The organism is Candidatus Zixiibacteriota bacterium (genome assembly GCA_036397555.1).
Lineage (GTDB): Bacteria > Zixibacteria > MSB-5A5 > WJJR01 > WJJR01 > DATKYL01.
Genome location: DASWIS010000020.1, coordinates 61,190 through 80,575, shown reverse-complemented (window position 1 = coordinate 80,575; position 19,386 = coordinate 61,190). Strand labels below are relative to the sequence as shown.

General features: G+C 59.2%; 14 protein-coding genes. 7 read left to right on the top strand and 7 right to left on the bottom strand.

The window, feature by feature from the left end; genetic code table 11:
- Window positions 1-110: 110 nt before the first annotated feature.
- On the bottom strand, window positions 111-341 hold the full coding sequence (locus tag VGB22_07020) for a hypothetical protein (protein ID HEX9751016.1): 231 nt from the start codon (window positions 339-341) through the stop codon (window positions 111-113).
- A gap of 21 nt (window positions 342-362) precedes the next feature.
- Window positions 363-1,547, bottom strand: coding sequence for an acetyl-CoA C-acetyltransferase (locus VGB22_07015; protein ID HEX9751015.1), 1,185 nt, complete (start codon window positions 1,545-1,547; stop codon window positions 363-365).
- Between the two features lie 597 nt (window positions 1,548-2,144).
- Here VGB22_07015 and VGB22_07010 point away from each other — a divergent pair.
- From VGB22_07010 to VGB22_06995, 4 genes are all read left to right on the top strand, one after another.
- On the top strand, window positions 2,145-2,630 hold the full coding sequence (locus VGB22_07010) for a tetratricopeptide repeat protein (GenBank protein HEX9751014.1): 486 nt from the start codon (window positions 2,145-2,147) through the stop codon (window positions 2,628-2,630).
- 275 nt (window positions 2,631-2,905) lie between these two features.
- Complete coding sequence (locus tag VGB22_07005; protein ID HEX9751013.1) at window positions 2,906-4,834, top strand: tail fiber domain-containing protein; 1,929 nt, start codon at window positions 2,906-2,908, stop codon at window positions 4,832-4,834.
- On the top strand, window positions 4,831-5,481 hold the full coding sequence (locus VGB22_07000) for a hypothetical protein (protein ID HEX9751012.1): 651 nt from the start codon (window positions 4,831-4,833) through the stop codon (window positions 5,479-5,481). The genes VGB22_07005 and VGB22_07000 overlap by 4 nt, the downstream gene beginning before the upstream one ends.
- 216 nt (window positions 5,482-5,697) lie before the next feature.
- Entirely contained in the window at window positions 5,698-7,458 is a 1,761-nt protein-coding gene (locus VGB22_06995; protein HEX9751011.1) for a hypothetical protein, read from the top strand.
- Window positions 7,459-7,544: 86 nt separating this feature from the next.
- On the opposite strand, the gene VGB22_06990 is transcribed toward VGB22_06995, so the two are convergent.
- From VGB22_06990 to VGB22_06980, 3 genes are read right to left on the bottom strand one after another with little or no spacing between them, the layout of a single operon-like run.
- Entirely contained in the window at window positions 7,545-8,183 is a 639-nt protein-coding gene (locus VGB22_06990) for a YigZ family protein (protein HEX9751010.1), read from the bottom strand.
- Between the two features lie 17 nt (window positions 8,184-8,200).
- Window positions 8,201-9,199: a hypothetical protein gene (locus VGB22_06985; protein ID HEX9751009.1), complete on the bottom strand. Its 999-nt coding sequence runs from the start codon at window positions 9,197-9,199 to the stop codon at window positions 8,201-8,203.
- Window positions 9,196-10,527: a cytochrome ubiquinol oxidase subunit I gene (locus VGB22_06980; GenBank protein ID HEX9751008.1), complete on the bottom strand. Its 1,332-nt coding sequence runs from the start codon at window positions 10,525-10,527 to the stop codon at window positions 9,196-9,198. The genes VGB22_06985 and VGB22_06980 overlap by 4 nt, the downstream gene beginning before the upstream one ends.
- Window positions 10,528-10,817: 290 nt before the next feature.
- On the opposite strand from VGB22_06980, the gene VGB22_06975 reads away from it, so the two are divergent.
- From VGB22_06975 to VGB22_06965, 3 genes are all read left to right on the top strand, one after another.
- Window positions 10,818-12,860, top strand: coding sequence for an FG-GAP-like repeat-containing protein (locus tag VGB22_06975; GenBank protein HEX9751007.1), 2,043 nt, complete (start codon window positions 10,818-10,820; stop codon window positions 12,858-12,860).
- 150 nt (window positions 12,861-13,010) lie between these two features.
- Complete coding sequence (locus tag VGB22_06970; GenBank protein HEX9751006.1) at window positions 13,011-15,203, top strand: protein kinase; 2,193 nt, start codon at window positions 13,011-13,013, stop codon at window positions 15,201-15,203.
- A 584-nt stretch (window positions 15,204-15,787) separates the two neighbouring features.
- Entirely contained in the window at window positions 15,788-16,849 is a 1,062-nt protein-coding gene (locus VGB22_06965; GenBank protein HEX9751005.1) for a hypothetical protein, read from the top strand.
- Window positions 16,850-17,191: 342 nt separating this feature from the next.
- On the opposite strand, the gene VGB22_06960 is transcribed toward VGB22_06965, so the two are convergent.
- Window positions 17,192-18,217, bottom strand: a complete 1,026-nt coding sequence (locus tag VGB22_06960) for a fibronectin type III domain-containing protein (protein ID HEX9751004.1) — start codon at window positions 18,215-18,217, stop codon at window positions 17,192-17,194.
- Window positions 18,218-18,532: 315 nt separating this feature from the next.
- Window positions 18,533-19,360, bottom strand: a complete 828-nt coding sequence (gene yqeB, locus VGB22_06955) for a selenium-dependent molybdenum cofactor biosynthesis protein YqeB (protein ID HEX9751003.1) — start codon at window positions 19,358-19,360, stop codon at window positions 18,533-18,535.
- Between the last annotated feature and the right edge of the window lie 26 nt (window positions 19,361-19,386).

The following is a 19,386-nucleotide window of genomic DNA, read 5'->3' as shown; positions in this document are numbered from 1 at the left end:
AGGTTTTGACAAGTCCCATCGGGGCACGGCGCGTCGAAGATCCCGCTTGCGGGGCCGTGCCCCTACCGGACTGGGCTGGGAGCTTTCGCCGGTCGCTGCGACGGCGATCCCTAGTTCTGCTTCTGCCGTTCGTTGCCGCGCTTGAAGTTTTTCGTCGCACGCGCCAGCAACAGTTGTGCGTCTTCCGGCGGACACGCGGCGACTTTCGTGAGAAACTTCGCGCCTTCCGCACTCGACAGAGTTACGACAACCCGTCCCCCATACAGCAGTTGCACACGATTGCCTTTCAGCGGGCGATAGCTGAATGGCGCGTTCGCTAACGGCTTGTTGCGTTCTTTCATACGTGCCGGTCGGACAAAGCGCTACCCCACCCGCTCATAAATCGCGGCGATGCCCTGGCCGCCGCCGATGCAGAGCGAGGCGCAGCCGTAGCGCGATCCACGGCGGTGCATTTCATACAAGAGCGTGAGCGTCAGCCGCGCGCCCGAGGCGCCGAGTGGATGGCCGATGGCGACCGCGCCGCCGTTGACGTTGGCTTTTTCGCGCGGGAGGCCGAGCGCCTTCTCGCAGGCGAGGTATTGCGCCGCGAATGCCTCGTTGATTTCGACCAAGTCGAGGTCCCTGAGGTCGAGCTTGGCGCGCTGCAATGCCAGCTTGATCGCATCGACCGGGCCGATCCCCATGATCTCCGGCGGAACACCGGCGATGCCATAGGAAACGAGACGTCCGAGGACTTTCAATCCGTGCTTCTCGGCCACTTGCTTTGAGGCGATCACCAACACCGCCGCGCCATCGTTGATGCCGGAGGCGTTGCCGGCAGTGACAATCCCGTCCTTCTTGAACACCGGCTTCAGCGCGGCCAATTGCTCCAGCGATGTCTCACGAATATGTTCGTCGTCTTTGATCGTGATCGTCTCGCCTCTCCGTCCCGGCAATTCGACCGGCGCGATCTCCGAGGAGAGCCAGCACTTCTGACGCGCATTCTGAGCCGCGGTAAAGGAACGCAGCGCGTATTGATCGGCGTCGCGTCGCGTGATTCCATGTTGTTCGGCAAGCTTCTCGGCGGTCTGCGCCATGTTCAATCCGCAGAAGGGATCGGTCAGCGCCGTCCAGAGCTGGTCTTCCATCGGCGCTTGTCCCAAGGGGATGCCCCAGCGCGCGCCACGGATGACATGCGGGGTCTGCGACATGTTTTCCATGCCGCCGGCGAGCACGATCTGCGCATCGCCGAGTTGGATCAGTTGCGCTGCCGAGACAATCGCCTGCAAGCCCGACCCGCAAATGCGATTGACCGTCAGCCCCGGCGTAGTGATCGGCACGCCGGACTTGAGGCCGACATGACGCGCGCCATACAACGCATCGCCGGATGTCTGAGTGGCGTTGCCCATGATGACATGGTCCACGGTCTCGGGTTTGACATTGGACTTGGCCATCGCCGCTTTGGCGGCGTGCGCGCCCAAATCGATGGCGGAGACATCCTTCAGCGAGCGGCAAAACTCCCCGAATGGAGTCCGCGCTCCTTCGCAAATCATCACGTCAGGTGTCATTTTCACTCCTCAATCGGAATCCCATCGACAATACGCGGTTGATCGCACGGTTACAAGCGTCTTGGCAAACAGTCGAGTGGTCTAATCGACCTGACTTTGTGCGAAGCTGCGTTTCTGCGTCGCAGCTTGTGCGCCGGGCGGGCACGACTATTAACAACGGGTTACCGCTCTCGATTCGCAGCAGCCAGACCTTCGACGCAAAGACTGCGTTCGGCGCGCTTTCAGGTGATTCCTCAACGGATGACCGTTCCTCGCAATCCTCAACAAGACAACAGATTACATGTTCTTCGCCGGGTCGGGCCGATTGGCACGTCGATTGTTAGTACCCAAGTCAGACTCTGGAGACAGAGTCGTCAGCAAAAGCGGTGAAGGGGCGCTGACGAAGTGGGGTGGAAGGAGTTCCCAGGTGAGGGGGGAACTCCTTCTGACATTTGGGCCCGATCGTTAGGCGCAGCACTGTCGCGCCCGCCGAATCGCTGCCGGTATTCATCTCTTCATCACCAAGGCGCTGCTGATTGCATACCTCCCGGTCTGGGAATATCTTTACTTGTACCGGCGACAGTTTTAGGCCGGATACTGAGGGAGCCACGGATGTCGATGACGCGGCGCAAGCGCATGCAGTTTGCCGAGAAGTACTTCGCGATGGGCCTGGATTTTTTGGAGATGGAGTTCAATCGCGACGCGGCGCACTACTTTCGCCGGTCGATCAAGATGTATCCCACCGCCGAGGCGTACACCTACCTTGGCTGGTCGCTGGCGCTGTTGGGCGACTTCGATCAGGCGATCGAGTTTTGCAAAATCGCGATCTCGCTGGATCCCGACTACGGCAATCCCTACAACGACATCGGCGCGTATCTGCTGGAGAAGGGGGAGATCGATGAAGCGATCCCCTACCTGCGTCGCGCGGTCAAGTCACGGCGCTATGACCCGCGCTATTTCGCTCACTTCAATCTCGGGCGCGCCTTCGAAAAGAAATACGCCTTCGACAAAGCGTTTTCCGAATACCGCCGCGCCTTGGAACTGAATCCGAAATACCGTCCCGCCCGCGATGCTTACTACAAGATCCTTCGAATGATGAATTAGTCTCCCGGTAGCGCATTCCTGTGCGCAGCAATGGCTTCCGCAGCTCATTCTCCCCCTTGAAAGGGATAGACGGCCGGTTTTCCAGACTGGATCAGTGAGAGCGTGCGGCGCTTCTGTGCCGGATTGACCGACTATGCGTGGGTTAGCCCCTTGCGTTACCCGACTCTCCTGTGTAACTTTTCATCGTCATCCCACGGCCCGTCCAGAGCCTGATTCTCGCGATCTGGACCAACAAAACATTACTGCTGAATCGTTTTCAGCGCGGAGGCAATTCTATGAAACACACAGTGCGATTTGTGTCGTACGCGGTGTTGGTGTCGATGGCCATTCTGGTCGCGACGACTGGCGTCGTCGAAGCCGCTGTCCCGTCGCTCATCAACTATCAAGGCATTCTCAAGGACGGCGACGGCGATCCACAGACCGGGACCTTTTCGGTCACTTTTCGCATCTACCCGACCCCGGCGGGCGGTTTGCCCGTCTGGGAGGAAACCCAGAATATCACATCCGACGCGCTGGGACTCTTCAATGTCCTGTTAGGAACCAGTGTGGCACTCGATGAGTCGATTTTCTCCGCAAGCGACCGCTGGCTGGGGATCGATGTCGAAGGTGACGGTGAGATGATCCCACGGATTCGGTTCGTCACAGTCCCGTACGCGCATCGCGTGGCGACGGTGGACGGCTCCACCGGCGGAGCCATCACGGGCGATGTCTCGATCGCCAGCAATCTTGATGTGGATGGCGAAATCAGGGCCACTGCGAAAGCCACCATTGGAAGCGGGCATGCAAATACAGGTAGCGGCGCATTTGTCGCGGGAGGAAACAATAATGCCCGTGGGGATTACTCTGTCATCAGTGGTGGCGGAGGGGGTACACCCTCGGATTCAAACTCCGCACATGGTCAGTACACTGCTGTCGGAGGCGGCCAACGGAATATTGCCGGTAATAACCACGCGACCGTCGGCGGCGGGTTTGGCAATGTTGCGAGTGGTGAACTTGCCGTGATAAGTGGTGGACGTGTCAATAAGGCAGATGGCACGATTGCGACAGTGGGAGGTGGGACCTTCAACGCCGCAATCGGCAATTACAGCACGATTGGTGGCGGAGAATCGGACACCGCGAGTGGACAGTGGTCGACAATCGGTGGTGGTATGCATAACAGGGCCCGGGGTGACTACTCTACTGTTGGTGGGGGCGGTGGATTCACAGCGACCGACTCAAACTCGGCCTCCGGCGGTTATTCAACGATCGGGGGAGGACGCTCCAATCTATCAATCGGATCATCCGCCACCGTCAGTGGTGGAAACGGCAATCGGGCGGTTGGACAGTACGCCAGTGTAGGCGGCGGCTGGAACAACCAAGCAATCGCAATCGCGTCAGTAGTTGCCGGCGGATCTCACTGCGTCAATGAGGGAGAACTATCTGTCATAGGCGGCGGCGATCAGAATGACATTGATCCCGGCGTGACAGGTGCCACGATCGCGGGCGGCTTCGGTAATCAGATCGATGCTGGGGCAGACGCAGCGGCGATAGGAGGAGGCTCCAACCATATCTACGCAAACGCCCGATACTCGACCGTTCCGGGCGGGGATGGTAACCTCATTCGCGCTCCCCATTCCTTGGCAGCTGGACGGAACACGGAAGTACTTGCCTCTCACGGAGGAACATTCCTATGGGCTGATTCCCTGAATTGCTTTTTCCAATCCATAGCTAGTAACGAATTCGCTGCTCGAGCGACAGGAGGGGTTCGCTTTGTCACGGGAGTAAGCGGTTGTACGCCATCTACCGGAGTTCAAGTTGCTTCAGGTGGAGGGTCTTGGTCGTCTCTCTCTGACAGAAATCTTAAGGCCGATATAGAATCTGTTGATGTCGCATCCATTCTTGAGAAAGTCGCCGCCATGCCAATGTCAACTTGGAGATACATTAGCCAAGATGCCGAGATCAGGCACATCGGGCCCATGGCTCAAGATTTCTACGCTGCCTTCGAAGTTGGAGAGGACGACCGACACATCACTTCGGTTGATGCCGATGGTGTGGCGCTTGCGTCAATCCAAGCGCTCTACGCGCTGAATCAGGAACTCAGGCGTCAGCTTGAATCTCAACGTGCGGAAATTGAAAGGCTGAAGGAACAACAGAAGCGCATCGAAGCATTGGAGGCACGGTTGGCAGATGGACACGAGGTTTCGTCGATGGGAGACACCCGATGAAAAACTCAAAACCGATCTCGATCGCAGTCGGGAGTTTGATTCCGGCTTTGTCACTCTTGCTTCTGGCGGCGACGCCCAAGCAGGAGTCCACCGTGGATCAGAGCACCGCAACTTCGACCACATCCGCTGTCGAACAGCCTGCGAATGATGCGGCGGTTGCGCCGGAGAGTGTGACGCCGTCGAATCAAACGGCTCCGCCCGCAACAGTTCACGAGGCGAATGCCAACTACGACATCCCCTGGCAGTCGATCAACGGCGGCGGCGCGATTAATACGATGTCGCCAAGCTATAAACTGTCGTCATCGATCGGACAATCGGCCATTGGCAGCGCGATGTCGGAGAACTACCAAGCGGGAATCGGATTCTGGTACGGTGCAGCCGGCAGCGGCTCGTGCGACTGTCTGCCGTGCTTTGCCGATCCGGCCCCCAACCCGGTCTGTGACGGGGTGGTCAACGTTTTTGATGTCGTCGTCGCGGTCGATGTCGCATTTCGCGCCGGAACGCCGGTCACGGATGCAGGATGTCCGCGGGAGCGTACCGATGTCGACTGCAATGGCGTCACCAATGTCTTCGACGTGGTGAAGTTTGTCGACGTGGCGTTCCGCGCCGGAGATCCGGCGCTCGCGTTCTGCAATCCGTGCTTATAGAGTGCGCCTCACACAATCTGTAGGGGCACGGCGCGCCGTGCCCCTACAGGCGGTACTGAAAGCTGTTTATCTGCAATGAGGTTGCTATAGCTTGCCAACGATTAGTCGATTCGTTAGACTATAATTAAGATCGTTTGGCATCACCACGCCGCCCGCACCGGCGCCCGCCATCTCGCAGCGGCGTCCTCGACAGTTCCACAGTAGGAGGCAGTTCCAATGCGCGCTCCAAGCTTGCTCCTGAGCATGGCGGTGGTTGCGTTTGTATTGCGACCCACGTCGACGCCAAGCGACTGTATCGGCGGTGATTTTGTTCCTGACATGCATGAGTGCCCGTGCTATGTCTCCGGCGGCGAGTGGCCGCTGTTCGGGCCCTTTCTGCCCAATGTGCCCGATGTCGCGGAACGCACACTGGGCACGACCACGTCGTGCATCGAACATGGCGGCCAACCGTACTGGCAGATGCAGCTATATCTGACAAGTCCCGATGCCGCGCATCATGCGGCCCACTACGACCCCGACTTCATCGACCGGTATCCCCGTAGCTCGTGGTGCACCGAAGTCATCGGGTACTGGCACAATGTGGTCGACGTGCCGCGCAACGACGGGTACGTGTCGGAAATGCATCCGAGCAAATACGTTTGGGGCATCCAGGAACTGCGGGAGTGGTACCAGATCGAGATGATTTTCGGCGACTTGCTGGAACCCGACGGCAGCCACGGTCGCTGGGCGTGGGGCAGCCGTCTCGATTACGAAAATTTCATCCCCGGCGTCAATGGTCCCTGCCCCGGCGCATACCAGGTTCTCGACAGCTATGACACGCTCACCGGCGAGTGGATTGAGACCGACGGCATAGGCCACAGCCAACTGATCGACTCGATCATTGTGCATTACCTCAACGGCGTCGTGCGACAGATCGATGTCTGTGTCATCGACGGCAACATCGCCTACGACAGCGGCCCCGATGTGTACGGTTCCGACGCCGATTGGGCGCATGTCCGCACGACATGGTACCGGGACATCCTCCAATACACGACACTGGGAGATGTCTCGCTCAAGAACTCGTACGTCTACAAGATTCGCGGCTGGGGGATCGACCTGGACGACGACGGCAATCCCTATTGCGACGACGACCGGATCATTACACGGATCGGTCCGTACTTTGGCAATCTGGTACTGCCTGATCAGGATGAAGACGAGGACTCGACCGGCATGGGGAAGTTTGCCGCGTACTTTGCCACAACATCGGCGCAGAAATCAATCTCGACGAATTCGACGCTGGTAACACTGGGCGGAGCGTCCATTCCCATCGGCGAGGGCCAGTCGTGGACCATCCCCGCGGGTATGCACCCGGTGGGCAGTCATGTCGAAATCGACGTCGATTTGCTGGCCGACTACCCATATCCCGTAGGAGGCGTGACCATCGACTGGAAAGACGGCGCGATTCCGCCTGCCTGGGAAGTCTGGTGGTCAGCGCAAAACGTCCAGATACACACGCTCACAATCGCCGAGGATGCAAACGCTCTGCCGTCGCAGATGGGCTTGGGCAGTGTTCCGATCCCGGTTGTCTTCGATCCCGACACGGCATTCACCGTCCGTTACGTCAAACTGCGTATCCCCAATCCTGTGCCTGGGCAGTATGAGATCACGAGCTTTGATTACAACTTCCGTTTCGGAGTCGACGATGACGATAGCGGCGATGTGTACTTCGACACGCACGAAGAGTGCGACTGCGGCAGCCCGGGCGACCCGCACGGCGACATCACCCGTGACGGCGTCTACAACGTTTTCGATGTTGTGGCGTGTGTCGATTACGCATTCCGCAGCGGTCAGCCCGCGCCGCGCGAAGTCACCTGCCCGTACGATCGGGCTGATGTCACCTGCGACGACGTGATAAACGTCTTTGATGTGGTTGCTTTAGTCGACGTCTCGTTCCGTGCGGGCAACCCGGCGATGGTGTTTTGCAATCCGTGCATGTGAGCCCGTTTAGGACGCCTTTGCATGGAGATACTCGCCCGCACGGCGGGGTGCGGAGACCGCGCCCGTACTTCTGCGTTGCCGTGATGTCAGATTAGCTCCAGTTTTCCTGTTATGATCTTGTGCATCCCCCTCGCCGATGCTTCCAGCCGGTCGATCAGCGTGCGCAACAGTGACAGGGGCACGAGCACGGTGCCGTGGGCGCGTTCGTCATACTGACCGGGACGCAGGTGCAGCCCCAACTCTTCCAGCACGCGGTAGACCGCGCCGGTGGCGGAGTGCTCAAACGATAAGCTGATCTCACGCACGATTGTGCGTTCGACGATGCTCGCTTCAGCAATGGCTGCGCGCGCGGCATCGCCATAGGCGCGGACCAGGCCGCCGGTCCCGAGTTTGGTGCCGCCGAAATAGCGCGTCACAATACAGGAGACGTTTTCCAACTGTGCGCTGCGAAGCGCATCCAGAATGGGACGTCCGGCGGTGCCATTGGGTTCTCCGGCGTCGGACGATCGATCAATCAGAACATCGGGTCGGCCCAATCGGTATGCCCAGCAGTGATGCGAGGCATCGGGGAAACGGCTGCGTGCGGTCTTCAGCGCCGCTTCGTGATCGTCGATGCCGGATGCCGGGCTCAGGCGCGCGATGAACTTCGATGCGGTGATGAGGATTGATGTTTCGACGGCGCCGGCTACTGTGCGGAAGCGATCGAGGGATGTCGTGGCGGGCATGCGGACAGTTATGACGGTCACAGGGTACTTTGCGATTGCGCCTGACGTACGAGCCGCAGCAGCCACGCCAAGACGCCGATTCCGATCACGACGGCCAGCAAAAACATCGCCAACGGGCTCCACTGGGGATCGACCGGCCGCAAGGCGGGATCGTACTCGATGCCGATCGCCAAAAGCCGGTATGACTCACGCTGCAGCGACATCCCCGATAAAACAGCGAACCCCGACAACAGTGCCAACAGACGCAGCAGCATTCCCCGGTTCACCAAACCGATGACACCGGCGCCGATCGAGACCAGCGCTCCGGCCAACTGCAAAAGCCGCCCGGCCCATCCCCATGAACCCGTCGCATGGGCCGATGTCATCGCCCAATACAGTGCCAGGACACCGCCCGCAATGAAGGCGATGGCCGCGCCGGTTTGTATCGGCACGGCGGTGCGCCACCCGCGTCCAAACCAGACACGGCATGCGGCGGATGCAGTCAGGATCGCGCCGAGATAGCCGGTCAAACGGCTCATCACTTGGGCGGCGGTGACCGAGCATTCCCACGGCGTGGTCGACAACGAACGCAGATGATTCCAGGAATAGGTCCACCCGATGAGAATCATCGATGCGACCGTCAGGATCAAGAACAGCTTTCCGCCTGCCGAGGGACCGTTGTGGCGATCCCAACACCAACGTGACAGATACAGCGAGTAGAATCCGATCATCAGATACCCGACGATCGCCAGCCACGGATACCCGATGCCGATGGAGGAGCCGTAGAAGTATTTGCCGTACAACACCTGCACGAACAGCAGCGGCGGGACACCGAGTGTGATCACCATCGAAAACCCAACGATACCCGCGCGGTGGATCGGTTCGATCGCATAGCTGCCCGCTTCGCTCCATTCCGCGCCGAACCGAGTCCAGATCGCCGCGACCAGCAATCCCAGCGCTGCCAGATGCAACACGAATGTCGCGCCCAGCAGCGTCACAAACAGCGCCGGCGGCGCGGGCAGGGCATTCGGGTTCATTGCGAGTCCTCCGCCGGTCCTGTCCGATCCAATTGCCGCCACTGCTCGGACCGCAGTGATGCCAGGTAGCTGACGAGATCCTCCAGATCAGAGTCGGTGCCGCCGAACGGGGGCATGAACGGTTTGAGGCGATGCAGTTGCCGCGTGTTGTCACGGATCATTTCGATGGTCCACGGGTCGATCAGCGGACGGATGGCATTGTATCCATCGACGGCATGGCAGCGCTGGCATTGTATTTTATAGATGACCCGTCCGCGTTCGATGCTTGTAGCTGTTGACGGTTCAAATCCGTCAGCGGCGACCATCGGCTCGCTGAAGAATCCTTCGCGATCGAAGCGTTCCAGTTGCGCGCGCGTCAAACCATTGGCGTACAGGTAATCGTAGACCACATACGGTTTGCGAATTCCTTCACGCACGTACTCCATGGCGCCGGTTGCGACGAGGGCGATTCCCGCCAGCAGGAGCGCCGTCTCCAGACTGACATACCGTTTGTTGCGAATCAGTCCGAAGTATGCGTACAGCCCGATCAATGTCGACGCAGCGATTCCGAATGCAAAAAACAGCGACATGGCCACCGCGCCGCCCATGACCAAACCGCCCGCCTGGTGCGGGGACTGTGCGAAAAACCAAACGCTGACCGGGATCATCAACGCCAGCGGCACCAGGAAGATTGAGCCCTCATTGATGACATGACGTTTCTGTTCGCGGTCGAGTGTGCGGTCGATGTTGGCGACAATGGCGACGAACAATCCCGCCAGGGCCAGAGACGAGATCGTACGCAGCACCAGCGAGGGCCAAAAGGTCGGGTTAAGCCAGCCGTCCCAGAACGATCCGGTGGTCAGCCAATCTCCCGGTGTCAGCATGAATGTGAGGATGCCGTTGATGATGAAAAGCGATCCCCAGGCGGCCACGGCATAGACCCAACCGATTTTGATATGGGTCCTGGTCGGAAGACGGTCCCAGTAGAAGTAGTACACGTACCCGGAAATGATCTCGACCAAAAAGAAGACCCACTCGGTCGCCCAGCCCCAGACGAACTGCCGCAGGAGCAGCGCGGTCGTCTCGGGTGCGATCAATCCGATGACGAACCAAATGCCGACTCCGGTCACCGCACCGGCGACAAACGACAGCAGAATCAGGAATCGCGCGTAACGCAGCAGAAAACCGGCGAGGACCCTATCGCCGCGACGATGCGCCCGTGCCTCCAGCCAGGGAGTCGCAATGCCCGCGCCCACTGCGAATTGTGCGATCACCACGTGCAAGATCGCAATGACGGCGATCAGAGTGGATGGTCCGATCGGACCGGGATCGAAGATAGGATAGTCCATGGCTGTCACAAATGCGGCGAATCTTCAATCAACGTCAGAAGATGTTCAGCGTTTGTCAAAACCTCGCTGACGGACGCGATCCGCAACTGAGAGAGACCGGATCTCAAGGGACCGTTTCACGGGGTCACCCGAGGGCGGGTTCAGCGTGTCCGGATACGATACTGAGTCACGGTGATGCGGTGCCCCGCTTTGTCCGATGCTACTATGTGTGGGCCGCCGGAAGCGGTCAATTGACAAAAGGTGCCATCGCAGGTAAATTGGCACTGCCCCACTTGTTGTTACCGGCCGTGATGCGAAAACTCATACAGGGTGCAGTTTTGTCGGTCATGCTGTTTGCGGCGATTCCGGCGCATGGCCAGTTCACGCGCGAGATCACCCCGTGGCCGGTGATCCGCGACGGCGACACGATCCCCTTTCCGTACTGGGGCGGCATCAACAGCCCCAAACCCTCGCTGGTGGATTTCGACGGCGACGGATTGCTCGATCTGTTTGTCGGTGAATCGAAGGGGATCCTCGGCTATTTCCGTAACGTCGGGACCGTGTCGCAGCCGCTCTGGAGTGTTGGGTCGGACCGCTTCGGCGGGCTGGATGTCGGCACGTGGCACCGGTTCTGCGACATCGATGCCGACGGCGACCTCGATTTGTTCTGCGATGCGCGCAACGGGCAGACGGCCTATTGGCGCAACGATTCGGTCGGCGAGAACCTCGTCTTCACTCTGATCAGCACGACCTTCGGCGGATTCCCCACGGCGTTCAACAATACCGGCGATTTCGCCGATTTGGACAATGACAACGACTACGATTTTTTCTACGGAAATGTCAGTGGACAACTGGAGCAATACCGCAACGACGGCGACTCCGCTAATCCATCGTTCGTGCTCGGCTCGACGTTTTACGACAGCGTGCTGGCCTTCCCCGGCGGGCTGAAGACACCGGACAATCCGCAGCACGGGTTTTCGGCGCTGAGCTTTGCCGATCTGGACGATGACGATGACCTGGATTTGTTCTATGGCGACATCAACAACACGAACCTCTACTACTTCGCCAATCTCGGCACGGTCGATACGTCGGATCTCACCGAGCTTTCCGAGGCGTATCTGCCCCTGAATACGTTCGGTTTCAACCATACGGCATTCGGCGATCTGGACAACGACGGTGACTTGGACATGGTGCTTGGCGCGGGCGGCGCCAATGACATCGACAATCTGTTGTACCTGCGCAACGACGGTCTCCCCGGTTCGCCCGATCTGGCGATCATCGATTCCAACATTATCAAGTGCATCGATGAGCGCAGCGAAGCGGTCCCGGCGTTCGGCGATCTCGACGGTGACGGCGATATCGACATGCTGATCGGCGCGGCCGACGGGCGGCTGCGTCACTACGAGAACATCGGCACCCGGACCGATCCGGTCTTCGAGCGGACCAGCGACTTCTACATGGGGATCGATGTCGGTGTTTCCTCGGCGCCCGCACTCGTTGACTTCGACAACGACGATGATCTCGATTTGTTGATCGGCGCCGCCCATGGGCGGGTGGAATACTGGCGGAACACCGGCTCAACGACCAACTTCAATCCGGTGCTGGTCTCCAACCAACTGGCGGGCATCCAGGTCGATTTTCTGGCGACGCCGCGCCCGGTTGACTGGAATCGCGACGGATTGGTCGATTTGGTCATCGGCGAATGGGATTTCAACGGCTTCGCCAATCTGCTGTACTACGAAAACACCGGCAGCATCGGCAATCCGTCGCTGACGAAGATCACTTCGACGCTGCTTCCGCGCGCGTTTCGCGCGTTCACGCTCCCGGCGATCATCGACTGGGATTGCGACGGCGTGCGCGATCTGTTGGTCGGCGCCGAGGAGTTCGGCCTGGCCTGGTGGCGCAACACAGCGGCCGAGGGAGCAGTCCCCGATTCATTCACGCTCGTGCTGCAGCCCGATTCGCTGCCCGGTTCGACAATGGGCTGGCGGCTGGCGGCGGCGTTCGCCGACATTGACGGCGACTACGACCGGGACTTGTTCATCGGGGAAAACGACGGCGGCGTCAACTTCTACCGCCGCGACGGCGAGTTCTGCAACTGCCTGCGCCACGGTGACCCGAAAGCCGACGGAGTCACCAACGTGTTCGACGTGGTCATCGCGGTCGATGTCGCATTCCGCAACGCGCCGAATGTCTACACGGACGACTGCTGCCCGCACTTCAGCCGTCTGGATCTCAACTGCGACTGCATCGTCAATGTCTTCGACGTCGTGAAATTCGTCGACATCGCCTTCCGCAACGGCGGCCCCGGTTGCAACCCCTGCCTGGCGGGCAACCAGTGCCCGAAGCCGTAAGAGCATTCGTCATACTGGCACGATTGCAAGACCATACCGCTCCGACGGCAGTGGTGGGGCGCCGACACTTATTCAACGACAAGCGGATTGTATACGACCCCTGCCCCGCCTATCTTGGCCGCGCTGTGGCCGAATGAGGGCCGTTGACGCATGATCGGGCAGACCATCTCACATTACAGAATCGTCGAAAGTCTCGGCGCGGGGGGGATGGGTGAGGTGTATCTCGCCGACGACACGAAGCTCGATCGCAAGGTGGCGCTCAAGTTCCTGCCGTCGTCGCTGTGGAATGTCGCCGAGGCGCAGCAGCGGCTGATGCGCGAGGCCAGGGCGGCTTCAAAACTCGATCATCCCAACGTCGTCACGATCTACGGGATCGAAGAGTTCGAGGGGAAGCCGTTCATCATAATGGCCTATGTGCGCGGCTCCACACTGAAGCAGTACTGCACATCGACACATCGGACCATCGATGAGTTGATCGGCCTGGCGTTGCAGATGGCCGATGGCATCCAGCATGCGCACGACGCCGGTGTCATCCATCGCGACTTGAAGCCGGGGAACATCATGGTCGACGAGCGCGGCCGTGTGCGCGTGCTCGACTTCGGCATCGCCAGTTTGCGCGGCGCGGCCCGGCTCACGCAAACCGGCAGCACCGTCGGGACGCTCGCCTATGCGCCGCCGGAGATGGCGCAGGGACAGGACGCCACAGCGGCATCCGATATCTACTCGCTGGGAGTGGTGATGTATCAGATGCTGACCGAACGGCTGCCATTCGACGCCGATCACGAGGCGGGTTTGCTCTACAGCATTCTCAACGAGCAGCCGCGCCCGATGCGCGAATCCCGCAAGGAGATTCCGTCGGGATTGGAGAAACTGGTCCTTCGCTGTCTCGAAAAGAAACCGTCCAAGCGGTTTGCAAACTGCACCGAGCTGGCCAAAGAGTTGCAGCGATTCCGCGCGCAGACCGCAATCGAACCGGAGACGGCAGCCAGCACCGCAAAACCGTCGATCGCGGTGCTGCCGTTCACCAACATGAGCGCCGACCCGGAAAACGAGTATTTCTCCGATGGACTTTCCGAGGAATTGCTCAATGTGCTGGCCAAGAATCCGGGGTTGAAAGTCACAGGCCGCACGTCATCGTTCGCATTCAAGGGTAAACGCGAAGATTTACGCGAGATCGGACACAAACTGGGCGTCGAGACGCTGTTGGAAGGAAGTGTGCGCCGAGCGGGCAGTCGTGTGCGCATCACGGCGCAGTTGGTCAATGTCACCGATGGATTTCATCTGTGGTCGGAGACATACGACCGCATGCTCGACGACATTTTCGCGGTGCAGGACGATATCGCCAAATCGGTCTCGACAGCCATGAATGTCACGTTGCTGGGGATGGCGACGCCGGCAAAGCAGGTCAATGTCGAAAGTTACAATCTGTATCTGCAGGGAATGTATTTCGCGCAGCGGTTTACCGAAGAGGCCGCCTTCCGGGCGGAAGAGTTGTTCCGTCGGGCGCTGGCGATCAACTCAGATGACGCACGGGCCTGGGCCGGGCTGTCTCGGGTGTATGCGATCGGCGCCGGGTACGGTTTCAGAGATGTGGCCGAAGGCCATGCCCTTGCCCGGGAAGCGGCATTGAGGGCGCTGGCGATCGACGACAACCTCGCGGATGCGCACGAAATGATGGGCTGGATTTACATGAGTTTTGAGTTCGCGTGGGACCAGGCCGAGCAGGAGTTTCGCCGCGCCATCTCGCTGGCGCCGGGGGACAGCCGCATGTCGACCGGACTGGCGACGATCGCGGCGACTCGGGACCGAGCCGAAGAGGCATCGCGGCTGGCCCGGCGTGCGGTCGAGCTCGATCCCCTCGATCCGATCGCGCACAAGTACCTTGGCCGCATCCAGTGGTGGTGCGGACAGCTCGATGCGGCGCGCGAATCGTATCGGAGAGCGCTCGAGCTCAGCCCGGGTCTGACCAGCGTACATGCCATCCTTGCTGGGATCGACATGCAGCAGGGGCGACTCGATGATGCGATGGTTGAGGCCATGAAAGAGAAGAAGCCGGGATATCGATGTTGCAGCCTGGCCATCATCCATCACGCGCGCGGTGAGCCGGCCAAGTCGGAGGCCGCGCTTGGGGAGTTGCTCAAAGAGGGCGATCAGTGGGCATTTCAGTTCGCGATGGTGTACGCATTTCGCGGCGAAAACGACCGGGCGTTCGAATGGCTGGAACGCGCGTTCACGCTGCACGATTCCGGGATCCATTCGATTCGACTGCACGACGTCTTCACCAATCTGCACAGCGACCCGCGCTGGCCGAAGTTTTTGGAGAAGATCGGGCTGGCAGATTAGGGCCGCTTCTTCAATGCCAGACCAGGCGACGGCGGCAAAGACCCGGGCCGGTTCCGAAAGATCGACGTGGATTGCTGGTCGTCGCAAAATGAACGGCATCGACTATCGCGCCAACCCCGCTCGTTGCCCGTCAGCTTCCTTTCCCGCAGAATTCCCAGCTACTGGCGCGGCGTGAATAGCCGCTAACGGTCGCGGCCCATTCGTTCCGCATGAGCCGACCCCGCCTGCTGATCCGGGTCCATACATCGTCTTCCGCTCCTCAGTTTCGCTCGGAGGCCCGGCGCAATCCATCAACTTTAAAACGCCAAATCCATCCGGGTTGGTCTGAGATGGGACAAATTGCCGAGGGGAAGGCTCGCTGTTGCCCGGTGCGTGTCGCTCGCTGCGGCCGAGCCGCGATTTCAATATGGCGGGAATATCGGGACGACTCGGTGGTATTGCGGCGATGAGCGATCTGTCAGATTCGCGCGCGATTCGCTTGACATAGGATCTGGGCGTGATAGATTGCCACGCAGATCGGAGTGCAAATGAACCGCCTTCAGGGACCCAAGGGCCGGGGCTCGCGATGGGCCGCGTTCGCTTTATTGGCGGCGCTGGCGTTTTGGCTCGCCTGCGTATCGGAGCGGGGACTCGAGCCTGCCCCGCAAAAGTATCGGCTCTATATCAGCGACGGATCTTTCAATGGCCGCATCTTTGTTGCAGAGACTGAGACGGACTCACTCATCGATAGCAGCGGAGTCTCTGCCAATTCCTTGACGCGTTCGGTGGTTTCCCCCGATGGAAAGTACCTGTTGCGGCGCTCGGCATTTACCTGTCCCGATATATTGGATGCGAATTCACTGTTGTCCATCGGCGAACTGCCTGGCTGCGCTTCACAACTGGTGTTTGTCGGCAGCGACAACCTCATTCTCGCATTCTATCCGCGTAGAATCGACTGCATCTCATACCCCGGTTTTGTACTCCTGCACTCGGATTCACTGACCTTGAACGAATCACCGACGATGACGCGTCCCGTGCTGGATGAGGAATTGGGGTTGGCCTATACAATCCTTCGATTTGGCGGGACATCCGTGGATCGCTGGGAGGTCATGGCTTGGGATTACCGCAACCGCACTGTATGGGGGCAATGGAATCTTTCAGACGCGTTTCCGGGAGGGCAATTCCAAGTGAACTCATTAGCTATCCAGCCAGGCAAGGCATTGTTGTACGGCTTAGGTGGATCATCCGAGGCCTCATACGCATTTTGCTACAATCTGCAAGACGAAGGACTCGTTTGGTCGCGGCGAATTCTGACATCATTTGGGTATCTACGTTTCACGCCCGATGTGTGCGAACTTTGGCGCGCTGATCGTGGCAACGTTCTCTGGCCGCTGATTACCGGATACGTTTATGTCCACGACCCGCTGACGGGCGCTGTCTGGGATAGCATATCGCTCTATGGATATCTGGATCATGGCGCACCGCTGTCCGCACAGGAAATGGTGTTCACCCCTGACGGGGAGAAGGCGTACGTCGCCGCGGGTAACACGCAGTACTCTACCGGCCCGGTCCTCGTAATTGATGTGCGGAAACGCGAAGTAGTAAACCTGATATTAGACGATTATGAACACTTTCCGTATTACGTGGAAATAGGCCCAATCCCCTGAATCGGGTGCGTGGCCCTGACCATCCGCCGGAGGCGGACAAGCCTTTGGTCCCCCAAACGGGATCGACATCAGGGCTTGCCTGAGGAACGCTCGCTACTCTGAAGTGCATCAATTCGAATGTACGCGAACTCGATGGGCTTAACGCGGGCCCATCAAGGTGGCTTATGTGAACCCTGACGGATAAAGCCCCGTCAGGGCCACACCGCCAGGTCGTCAACCAGAGCTACCCAGAGCCGGACGATCCGAATCCGTGCTGTCCGTATCACACGAATCCGCCCAAGTTGGGCTGATACAGGACAGCAATGCCAACAGGCGCGGGGTGACTGACAAGTGCCGCCGCATCTATATGCCAGGGGAATGGAATCTTATCAGCCTCCACTCGGTCATTGAATAGCCCCCAAACACCGAATGCATCGCATTCATTCTCACAAGTCCGACATCAGGGGTAAACCAATAGTCTCGAGATACTACCTCATTGAATATATCCGCACGATAGTACACTTTCAGGCTGAACACAGAATCAAGCCCAACGCCATGCAAATAGACAACTCCGCCTTCAGACACTACGTTGGTGTCGCGAAACATGCCTTGAGGGCCATACGGGACACGCCAACTCAGTCCGGATTTCAGGGGAAAAAGCAAGCGGCGAACAATTGGGGGATTCCACCAATCACCGAAACGATCGGAAACGAACGTGCAGGAGTCGGCAAAGTGCGATACCGTCGAAATATCTTCATTTCCGTATGGACGTGGCGGACACCTGCTGTAGGATACCTTCCATCTGGCGACCTGCTCTTTCAGTGCACTCGTTGACACTGAGAGAACTGAAATCGTCATGGTATCGATACAATTGAGGTCGGGTGCGTCGGGAACAATAACTGAGACCTCGTAACACCACTCCGTTCCAGGTGCAAATTGGAACTCGTCAGCAGAAATATCAAGAGTTTGCGTCTTGGCACTCACGATGTTGGAAAGTGCAGAATGGTTTCCCGCGTCATCGATTCCCTTAATTCCGAAGTAGTAGCTCCTCGCTGGGGCCAATCCCGATACGATCTCAGTGACGGTGTCAGTCACTGCCGATGCCAGTATCTGGACATGCACTTTATCAGTGGTCGGCCATGAGGACTCATTGATAGGATCAACAGAGTAACCTATTTCATAATATGGGCAGAATCCAGTCAATGAGTCATCTCCCGAGGGTGACCAGATCAGCTCGATCGATTCGTCTGTTGCCATTGCCACACGCAGATCTACGATGGCAGCCGGGGGAATGATGTCGGCATCGGAATCAGCGGCGCGCTCCTCCGAACAAGCAACCGCCAGCACGAGGATCAGAACGGCCAATGCGGCTTCGTGCGAATGCGTCAATCGTGGCCTCCAGCGCATGGCTTCCCCCCACACGCATGCGTCACAGATACGTCTAATACCCGCGGGAGTGGAAAGAATTCCCCCCCGGCCGAGTTGCCATGACCGTCCGCCGGAGGCGGACAAGCCTTTGGTCCCCCAAACGGGATCGACGGCAGGGCTTGCTTAAGGAACGATCGATACTCTGAAGTGCATCAATACGAAGGTACGCGATCTCGCTGGAGTTGACGTGGCCCCATCAAGGTGGCTTATGTGACCCCGACGGATGAGGCACCGTCAGGACCACACCGCCGCCGCCACTGAGCCGGTGGACACTGCCTATGAATCAGTTGACGGAGGTTTGGAAAAGATCGCCTCCAGCACGCCACCGCCGATGGCGAGCGCCTTATCGGAGATGCGGCCGCAGAGGGACAGATTGTTGCGCGGGTCGATGTCGCCGATCTTGACGCCGGGAGTGACCGGCAGCCCGGAACGCATCAGTCCGCGCACGATACCGTCGAGTTTGGCGCAGACCTCAACGTCGCCGATGCGGGCGACCAGATCGCCGACGTTGACTTCATCACCAATTGACAGGATCGTTTCCATCACGCCCGTTCCGGGGGCGCGCAGGACCCGTTTGATCGTCTCGCCGGCCAGTTCACCGGGAACGCCGGTGTTGCGTTCGGCCTGCCCCTGCCAGATGACCCGCCCCAGGTTTGGGCCGCGGTTGGTCTCGATCACGCAATCGACATCGTCTCCGGCGACGAATCCCGGCCCCAAGCCGATCACGCGCCGGGCCATGCCGATTTCGACGCCGGTGTTGCGCTTGGCCAGGACCGCGTCGATGAGAACGTCGGCTTTGAATTCCCGCAGACGTGACGGGTCCGGCGAGACCATCACCGCGATTTCGTTGCGCTCCCAAGCTGCCTGACACTCCGACATCGTGCGAACTCGGACGGCGGTGACGCCTTCGATCTTCTGATGGCCGTCATACACCGCCTCGGCGAAGCAGACCCAGCGGCGTATCGCGGTGGGGTGCTCGATTTCGGTGATTAAGACATCGAAACCGCAACGGTGCAGGCGCCACGCGACGCCCGATCCCATCTCGCCGCCGCCACGGATGAGGGCGCGATCCTCAATAGAGGACCTTTGGCGAAACGTGTTCATAATTCGGAACGGGGGATGGAGTGTGT